Origin of the sequence: Desertihabitans aurantiacus (genome assembly GCF_003344635.1) — a bacterium.
Classification (GTDB): Bacteria; Actinomycetota; Actinomycetes; order Propionibacteriales; family Propionibacteriaceae; genus Desertihabitans; species Desertihabitans aurantiacus.
In genome coordinates this window covers 1-7,652 of the sequence record NZ_QPKK01000191.1, presented here as the reverse complement: position 1 = coordinate 7,652, position 7,652 = coordinate 1, and the positions used below count along the sequence as shown (strand labels likewise).

Genomic DNA, 7,652 nt, shown 5'->3' with positions numbered 1-7,652 from the left:
CGCCGCGCACATCCCGACCGCCACCGTGCAGCTGCCGCCGAGCGCCAGCAGCCGCGACCCCGGGGCGAGCAGCGGCGCGGCCGCCGCGGCCAGCTCCAGAGCGGCCTCCCGCTCGACCGGCAGGTTCTGCACGTAGGGCCGTTCGCGGTCGGGCGCCCACCGGCGCCGGGTGAGGTCGCCGGCGTCGATGACGTCGTGGCCGGCCGCGGCCAGCGCCGCCACCAGACCAGCGGCCCGCAGCGCGTCCGGGGCGTCCTCCACCCCGACGCAGTAGGCGCCCGCGCTGTCGGGGACGCCGAGGACGGTGATCTGCACGGGCCCAGCCTGTCAGCGGCGCGCCGTCGCCGGCACCCCTCAGCCGGGCCGGCGCAGGTCGAGCCGCTCGCCGAGGGTGTCGTAGGCCGTCGGCCCGCACCGCCCAGCACCGGGTGGAGGGTGGTCGAGGAGCTGGCGGGCGTCTCCTCCGTCGCCGCCGCGATGGTGCCAGGGCCCTGGGGCCGAGGCGGCTACGACCACGGTCCCCGGTCGTGCGTGCAGCGGAACGCGCCGTCTGGGGCTGTCGTTCTGACCTCCGAGAGCGGCCACCCGGTCGCCACGCCAGCTCCTGGAGGACCGATCACCCGATGTCGACCGACACCCGACAGACCGCGACCGTCCCGACCGGGGCGTCGGTCCCGTTCGCGGTCGCGGGACTGCTCTACCTCGCCCTGATCGGCTACATCACCCTCGGCCCGGTGCCCTGGCAGAGCGTCACCAACGAGGGCTCCGGCGGCGTCCTCTCGCCGGCGACGTGGCTCGACCCGGTGACCTGGACCACCGGCGGGCCGTTGGAGTTCGTGGCCAACATCATCCTGTTCGTCCCGGTCGGGGTGCTGCTCCGGCGGGCGTTCCCCCGCCTCCCCGCGGTGGGGGCGGTCGCCGTCGGGGTGGTCCTCACCCTCTCGATCGAGGTGCTGCAGATCCCCCTCGACCGCGTCTCGGACCCCCGCGACCTCGTGGCCAACACCGCGGGGGCCCTGCTCGGCACGGTGCTGACCCTGGGGCGGCGTGGTGCCCCAGCCCGGAGCGGCCCACCGGCGGCGGTGGCGCCGCGCTGCTCCTGAGCCCTGGTGAGGAGGTAGGGGCGGACGTGCAGCGCACCCTGACCCGTGGCGGCACAGCAGGCGCCCGCGCTGTCGGGGACGCCGAGGACGGTGATCTGCACGGGTCCGGCCTGCCAGCGGCGCGTCGTCGCGGGCACCCTCAGCCGGGTCGGCGCAGGTCGAGCCGCTCGCCGAGGGTGTAGTAGGCCGTCGGCCCGCCGCCGCGCAGCACCGGGTCGGCCAGGGCGGTGTCGACGACGCCGTCCACCAGCAGGTGCTCGGCGATGTGCACCCCGACCACCTCGCCGAAGCAGACCACCGAGTCGGTCGGGGTGCCGTCGGCGGCGGTCAGCTCGACGACCTGGCTGAGCCGGCACTCCATCGCCACCGGTGACTCCGCCACCCGGGGCACCCCGACCACCCGCGACGGCTCCGGGGTCAGCCCGGCGACCGCGAACTCGTCCACCCGGCGGGTGGTCGAGGTCTGGTTCATCGGCTCGAGCAGCGCGCGGGTGACGAGGTTCCACACGAACTCGCCCCCGGCCTCGATGTTGCGCGCGGAGTCCTTCCGGCTGGTGCTGCTGAAGCCGATGATCGGCGGGGTGTAGCAGAAGGCGTTGAAGAAGCTGTACGGCGCGAGGTTCAGCCGGCCGTCCGGGCCGCGGGAGGACACCCAGCCGATCGGCCGCGGGGCCACCAGCGCGTTGAACGGGTCGTGGGGCAGCCCGTGGCCCTCCCGCGGCTCGTAGAAGTGCATCAGGCCGGGATCTGGTACGTCCCGGTGAGCACGCCGCGAGCCAGGATGTGGGGCAGCATCGTGAAGTGCACCACCGCCGGCGACGCCGAGGGGTCGAGGCCGAGGTCGTCGGTGTCGAGGGCGGTGACGGCGAACAGGTAGCGGTGCGGGTGGTCGCCGGGCGGCGGCGCGGCGCCGACGAACCCGTCGGTGCCGGCGTCGTTGCGGACGGTGAAGGCTCCCGGCGGCACCTCACCGGGCTCGAGGGAGCGGACGTCTCCCGGGACGCCGACGAGCACCCAGTGCCAGAACCCGCTCGGGGTGGGGGCGTCGGGGTCGAAGCAGCTGACGACGAAGGAGCGGGTGCCCCCGGGGACGCCCTCCCAGCGCAGGTCGGGGGCGACGTTCTCACCCGTCTGGGCGTGCCGCTCACCCATCGTCTCGCCGTCGGCGAAGGAGGAGCTCGACACCGGGAACGAGCCGGTGGCCGGCAGCAGGCTGTAGGGGTCGGGGGCGACGGGTCGCTCGAGGCTCATGGCCCGCACGCTAGTACCGCCGGGTGCACCGGATCGCGGCGGGTTTGGTGCTCGGCCCCCACTCCCTTAGGATTCCTCACGTTTTGTTCAGGTTCGTCTTCGGGGAGTGACTACAGGTGGGTCGACCACGCCGCGCGATTCGAGAGCCGTGGCCGCAGCAGGTGCGGCGCAGGCTCCCCCAGCTGAGTGCCGGGCTGGCCAGTCTCGCGCTGGTGGGCAGCGTCGTCGGGGCGGCGGCCCAGCCGTCGGCCGACGCCGGGCTGGAGGCCGTCCCGGCCACCACCGTCGCTCCGGTGGTGCGCGCCCAGCCGGCGCCCGACCGGCTCCGCGACGAGCAGCGCCAGGTGCGCGAGGCTGCCGCGGAGAAGCGCGCCGCCGAGGAGGCTGCCGCCGAGAAGGAGGCGGCCGAGGCCAAGAAGGCCGAGGAGGCCAAGAAGGCGGCCGAGGCCAAGAAGGCTGACGAGGCGAAGAAGGCCGAGGAGGCGGCGGAGGTGGCTGCGGCCCGCGACGACCGCGCCAGCCGGGACGCCGCCCGCCCCGGGCTCGACCCCGCCGACCTCGGTGCGGAGGCCGGCCAGCGCTACGCCAGCACCGGTCTCAACGTCCGCTCCTCGCCCAGCGCCACGAGCCAGGTGGTCGACGTCCTCGAGACCGGCACCGAGGTGACCATCACCGAGCGCACCTCCGCCGGCTTCCGCCAGATCGACCGGGAGGGGCGCGCCGGCTGGGTCTCGGAGGAGTACCTGACCAAGGACCGGCCCGAGACCCGCGGGTCGTCCGGCGGCTCGTCCGGCGGGTCGGGCAGCCCGTCCGGCGGGGCCTGCCCGAGCGGGTCGGGCGTGGAGTCGGGGCTGCAGCCCAACGCGGTCGCCGTGCACCGGGCCATCTGCCACCAGTTCCCCAGCATCACCAGCTTCGGCGGGGTGCGCTCGGACTCGATCCCCGGCCACCCCGAGGGGCGTGCGGTGGACGCGATGATCCCGAACTACTCCTCCGGCAGCGGCAACGCCCTCGGCTGGGAGGTCGCCCGCTACGTGCGTGCGCACGCCTCCGAGCTGGGCGTGACCGAGGTGATCTTCGACCAGAAGATCTGGACCACCCAGCGCTCCGGGGAGGGCTGGCGCACGATGGGCAACCGCGGCGGCGCCACCGCCAACCACCGCGACCACGTGCACGTCACCGTCCGCTGATCGTGCTCAGCGCGGGGTGATGCCCCGCAGCACGTTGCCCAGCAGCTGGTCGGCGAAGGTGCCGTCCAGCGGCTGGTCCGGCAGCAGCAGGCGGTGGTAGCACGCACCCCACAGCTGGTCGACCACGGACTCGGCGTCCACGTCGGCGCGGACCTGCCCCGCCCGCCGACCGGCCTCGATCCGGTCGACGGCCAGCCGGCGCCGCGGCCCGGAGTAGTGCTCGAGGTAGGCCGCCAGCAGGACGGGGTCGCGCTGCGCCTCGGCGATCAGCCCACGGACCACCGGCCCGGCCGGGGTGTCCGTCACCAGCCGGACGAAGGCGTGCAGCTGCTCGCTCAGGTCGCGGGCGAGGTCGCCGGTGTCGGGGAACGCCAGTACCGGCTCCACCGTGCGGAAGTAGCCCTCGAGGGCGAGGGCGCCCTTCGACGGCCACAGCTTGTAGATGGTCACCTTGCTGGCCCCGCTCTCGGCCGCCACGCGCTCGATCGTGAACCCGGCCATGCCCTCCCGCAGCAGCAGCGCCCCCGCTGCCGCCAGCACGTCCTCCCTGACCTCCTCGGTCGGTCGTCGCCCACGCGCCATCGTCGCCGTCCTCCTATTGAACGCTGCGTACATATCTGCTTATATGAACTCAGCGTACACAAATACGAGAGGAGAACTCCCATGAGCACGACCTCCGACCCCCAGCACGGCCCCCGCGTCGCCCTCATCACCGGCGGCTCCGGCGGCATCGGTGCGGCCTCGGCCGAGCGGCTCGCTGCCGACGGTCTCGCCGTGGCCGTCCACTACGCCGGCAACCGGGACCGTGCCGAGCAGCTTGTCGGCACGGTCCGCGACCGTGGCGGCACCGCCCTCGCCGTCGGTGCCGATGTCGCCGACGAGACAGAGGTCGCCGCGATGTTCGACGAGGTGGAGTGCGCGCTCGGCGGCGTCGACGTCGTGGTGCACAGCGCGGGCTCGATGCGGCTGTCGTCGGTGGTCGACCTCGACCTCGACGAGTTCGACCGGATGCACCGCACCAACCTCCGCGGCACCTTCGTGGTGGCCCGCGAGGCCGCCCGCCGGGTGCGCCGCGGCGGCGCGGTGATCGCGTTCTCCAGCAGCGTGGTGAAGCTGGCGCTGCCGACCTACGGCGCCTACGCCGCCACCAAGGGCGGGGTGGATGCGCTGGTCATGGTGCTGGCCCGCGAGCTGCGGGGCCGCGACATCACCGTCAACGCCGTCGCGCCCGGCCCGACCGCCACCCCGCTGTTCCTCGAGGACAAGCCGCAGGAGGTGGTCGACCGGCTCGCCGCCCAGCCGCCGCTGGAGCGCCTCGGGGAGCCCGCCGACATCGCCGAGGCGGTCGCCTTCCTCGCCGGACCGGCCCGCTGGGTCAACGGTCAGGTCCTCTACGTCAACGGCGGCATCGCCTGAGCGGTACCGCTCCTCCACCCAGCACGCGAAAGGAATCGACATGGACACCGCCACCACCGTCTCCGCCCCGACCCCGCGCACCGTGCTCGTCACCGGCGCCTCCAGCGGCTTCGGGGCCATGACCGTCCGCGCCCTGGCCGACGCCGGCCACACCGTCCACGCCGGGATGCGCGACCTCGCCGGTCGCAACCAGCGCGCCGCCGCCGACGCCGCGGCCTACGCGGCCCGGCACGGCGTCGCGCTGCACCCGGTCGAGATGGACGTCGTCGACCAGGCTTCGGTGGACGCCGCCGTCGCCACCGTGCTCGAGCGCTCGGGCCGGCTCGACGTCGTCGTCCACAACGCCGGGCACATGGTGCTCGGGCCCACCGAGGCCTTCACCCCGGAGCAGCTGGCCGAGGTCTACGACGTCAACGTGCTCTCCACCCAGCGGGTCAACCGTGCCGTGCTGCCGCACCTGCGGGCCCAGCGCGACGGCCTCGTGGTGTGGATCGGCTCCTCCAGCACCCGCGGCGGGACGCCGCCCTACCTCGCCCCGTACTTCGCGGCCAAGGCGGGGATGGACTCGCTCGCGGTCAGCTATGCCGCCGAGCTCGCCCGCTTCGGGGTCGACACCTCGATCGTGGTGCCCGGCTCCTTCACCGTCGGGACCAACCACTTCACCAACGCCGGCCACGCCGCCGACGCGACGGTGGCTGCGGCCTACGAGACCGAGTACGCGGGGTTGATGGGCCAGGTCGCCGCCCGGCTGGCCGAGCTCGCCCCTGACGACCAGGACCCGCAGGAGGTGGCGCGGGCCGTGGTCGCGCTGGTCGGGGCGGAGAAGGGCCGGCGCCCGTTCCGGGTGCACGTCGACCCGGCCGACGACGGTGCCGAGGTGGTCAACGCCGTCGGCGACCGCGTCCGCGCCGAGTTCTACCGACGGGTCGGGCTGGAGGACCTGCTCACCGCCCGCTGAGGACGCGCCCGGGCACCGGGGGAGGGGCGGTCGGCGGGGGCCCGGCCGCCCCTGTCGTCGGCGTCGGCGTCAGAGCGCGGCGAGCACGGCGTCGGCCATCTGGTCGGCGCTGAGCCGGCTGGCGTCGAGGCGGAGGTCGACCGGGATCTGGTCGACGACGCTGCGGTAGCGCTCGTGCAGCCGGTGGTGGAAACCGTGCTCGCGCGAGATGCCCCGGGTCGGGTCGGCCTGCGCCCGTGGCCAGGTGACGGCGACCGGGGCGTCGACCAGCACCCGCAGCACGTCCGTGCCGGGCGCCAGCGCGTCGGCCAGCGTCTGCTGCTCCGCCGGCTCGAACCCGGGCCCGTCGCTGACCACGAGGTCGACCTCGCTCTGCAGCCAGCCCGCCACCAGGGCGGCGTGGGCGACGTGCGCGGCCGGCCACAGCCCGAGCGGGCCCACCCCGGCTCCCTGCACCGTCGCGGCGACGTCGTCCACGTCGACCAGCACCACCCGTCCACCGTCCGCGGCACGGCGGGCGGCGACCAGGGCGGCGACGGTGCTCTTCCCCGCGGCGAGGGGGCCGGTGAACGTGACGAGTCGGGGCACGGGCCCCAGCCTCTCCCGTCCCCACCCCCTGCGACCACCGGTTTGCGACGCCGGCTGAGACGGAGGTCACCAGGGATCCGCGTGCGGAATAACTGCACCAGGGAGTACAGTTACACCCCGTGCGGGGCCGTCGCCCCGCGTCCGTACGAGGAGGAAGAGGAAGTCCGTCATGTCGTTCGTGAGTGCCGCTCGCAACCGTCGTGAGCTGGCGCGTGCCCGTCGAGTCGCCGCCCGCCACGCCCGTTCGCTCGACAAGGCCATCGCCGGGGCCGACCCGTCGATGCGCAACGAGCTGCTGCTGGCCGCCCAGCGCCAGTCCCCGATGGGTCTGCGCTGAGCTGAAGACCCGCTGACGCGGGCCCCGGACGTCCCGCGACGACGTCCAGCCGACCAGGCTCCTGTCCTCCGGGGCAGGAGCCTTCGTCATGCCCGTCGACCATTGGACAAGAGATATTGTGCAAGAAGTCTTGTGCAAGTACTGTTGAACCATGACACCGGAGCCGCAGGACCACCTGCTCACCGAGGCCCGGGCGCTGGCCGCCCTGGCCAGCCCGGTCCGCAGCCGCATCCTGGACGCGCTCAGGGTCGACGGCCCGAGCACCGCGTCGATGCTGGCCGACCGGCTCGACCAGGCGGTGGGCAGCATCAGCCACCACCTCAAGGTGCTCGCCGAGGCGAACCTGGTCGAGGAGGCGCCCGAGCTGGCCCGCGACCGCCGCGAGCGCTGGTGGCGACGGGCCGGGCGGCGGACCCGCTGGTCGCGCGACCAGATGTCGGACCCGGACGCCGTCGACGCCGCCCTCGCCGCGGAGAACCTGCAGCTGGCGCGTCAGTTCGAACGGGCCCAGAGCCGGCAGGACCACCCGGTCACCCCCGGTAGCTGGGAGCACGACACCAGCTTCGCCATCCAGACCTGGCTCCGGATGACCGACGACGAGCTCGCCACGTTCGGCGAGGAGCTGATCGCGCTGTTCGAGCGGTGGTCCAGCCGCGAGCTCCCCGACGACCGCCGGCAGCGCGAACCCGTCCTCGTCTTCGCCCGCGGCTTCCCCGCCGAACCCTGAGCCCCCACCCATCCGAGGAGGATCCCCGTGCTCGTCCCCCTGGACGTCCATGACCACGACCACCGCGCCCTCAGCCGCCGCG

Annotated in this window: 11 protein-coding genes; 6 read left to right on the top strand and 5 right to left on the bottom strand. The window is 74.3% G+C overall.

Annotation, left to right across the window (positions count from 1 at the left end; translation table 11 throughout):
• Positions 1 to 315: arginase family protein (locus DVA66_RS14360; RefSeq protein ID WP_198671778.1), on the bottom strand; the 315-nt coding region annotated here is incomplete at its 3' end.
• 308 nt (positions 316 to 623) lie between these two features.
• On the opposite strand from DVA66_RS14360, the gene DVA66_RS14355 reads away from it, so the two are divergent.
• A complete protein-coding gene (locus DVA66_RS14355; protein WP_114560703.1) occupies positions 624 to 1,103 on the top strand; it encodes a VanZ family protein in 480 nt (159 codons plus the stop codon).
• 139 nt (positions 1,104 to 1,242) lie between these two features.
• Here the strand turns inward: DVA66_RS14355 and DVA66_RS14350 are convergent, their stop codons facing one another.
• Both DVA66_RS14350 and DVA66_RS14345 read right to left on the bottom strand, forming a co-directional pair.
• Positions 1,243 to 1,839 carry a flavin reductase family protein gene (locus DVA66_RS14350; protein ID WP_114560702.1) on the bottom strand — a complete coding sequence of 199 codons (597 nt, stop codon included), beginning with the start codon at positions 1,837 to 1,839 and terminating at the stop codon, positions 1,243 to 1,245.
• A complete protein-coding gene (locus DVA66_RS14345) occupies positions 1,839 to 2,354 on the bottom strand; it encodes a YbhB/YbcL family Raf kinase inhibitor-like protein (protein WP_114560701.1) in 516 nt (171 codons plus the stop codon). Before DVA66_RS14345 ends, DVA66_RS14350 begins: the two co-directional genes overlap by 1 nt.
• A 212-nt stretch (positions 2,355 to 2,566) precedes the next feature.
• Between DVA66_RS14345 and DVA66_RS14340 the strand changes: the two genes are divergently transcribed.
• The gene (locus tag DVA66_RS14340; protein WP_114560700.1) at positions 2,567 to 3,544 is read left to right on the top strand and encodes an SH3 domain-containing protein; all 978 of its coding nucleotides are present in this window, start codon (positions 2,567 to 2,569) and stop codon (positions 3,542 to 3,544) included.
• A 6-nt stretch (positions 3,545 to 3,550) separates the two neighbouring features.
• Here DVA66_RS14340 and DVA66_RS14335 read toward each other — a convergent pair whose 3' ends face one another.
• Positions 3,551 to 4,126: a TetR/AcrR family transcriptional regulator gene (locus tag DVA66_RS14335; RefSeq protein WP_114560699.1), complete on the bottom strand. Its 576-nt coding sequence runs from the start codon at positions 4,124 to 4,126 to the stop codon at positions 3,551 to 3,553.
• An 81-nt stretch (positions 4,127 to 4,207) separates the two neighbouring features.
• On the opposite strand from DVA66_RS14335, the gene DVA66_RS14330 reads away from it, so the two are divergent.
• Positions 4,208 to 4,960, top strand: a complete 753-nt coding sequence (locus tag DVA66_RS14330) for an SDR family oxidoreductase (RefSeq protein WP_114560698.1) — start codon at positions 4,208 to 4,210, stop codon at positions 4,958 to 4,960.
• A 40-nt stretch (positions 4,961 to 5,000) separates the two neighbouring features.
• Positions 5,001 to 5,918 carry an SDR family oxidoreductase gene (locus tag DVA66_RS14325; RefSeq protein ID WP_114560697.1) on the top strand — a complete coding sequence of 306 codons (918 nt, stop codon included), beginning with the start codon at positions 5,001 to 5,003 and terminating at the stop codon, positions 5,916 to 5,918.
• A gap of 69 nt (positions 5,919 to 5,987) precedes the next feature.
• Here the strand turns inward: DVA66_RS14325 and DVA66_RS14320 are convergent, their stop codons facing one another.
• Positions 5,988 to 6,506, bottom strand: coding sequence for an AAA family ATPase (locus tag DVA66_RS14320; RefSeq protein ID WP_114560696.1), 519 nt, complete (start codon positions 6,504 to 6,506; stop codon positions 5,988 to 5,990).
• Between the two features lie 169 nt (positions 6,507 to 6,675).
• Here DVA66_RS14320 and DVA66_RS20950 point away from each other — a divergent pair, with 169 nt between their 5' ends.
• Complete coding sequence (locus DVA66_RS20950; RefSeq protein WP_157974016.1) at positions 6,676 to 6,843, top strand: hypothetical protein; 168 nt, start codon at positions 6,676 to 6,678, stop codon at positions 6,841 to 6,843.
• 151 nt (positions 6,844 to 6,994) lie between these two features.
• Entirely contained in the window at positions 6,995 to 7,570 is a 576-nt protein-coding gene (locus DVA66_RS14315; protein WP_114560695.1) for an ArsR/SmtB family transcription factor, read from the top strand.
• The last annotated feature ends 82 nt before the right edge of the window (positions 7,571 to 7,652 follow it).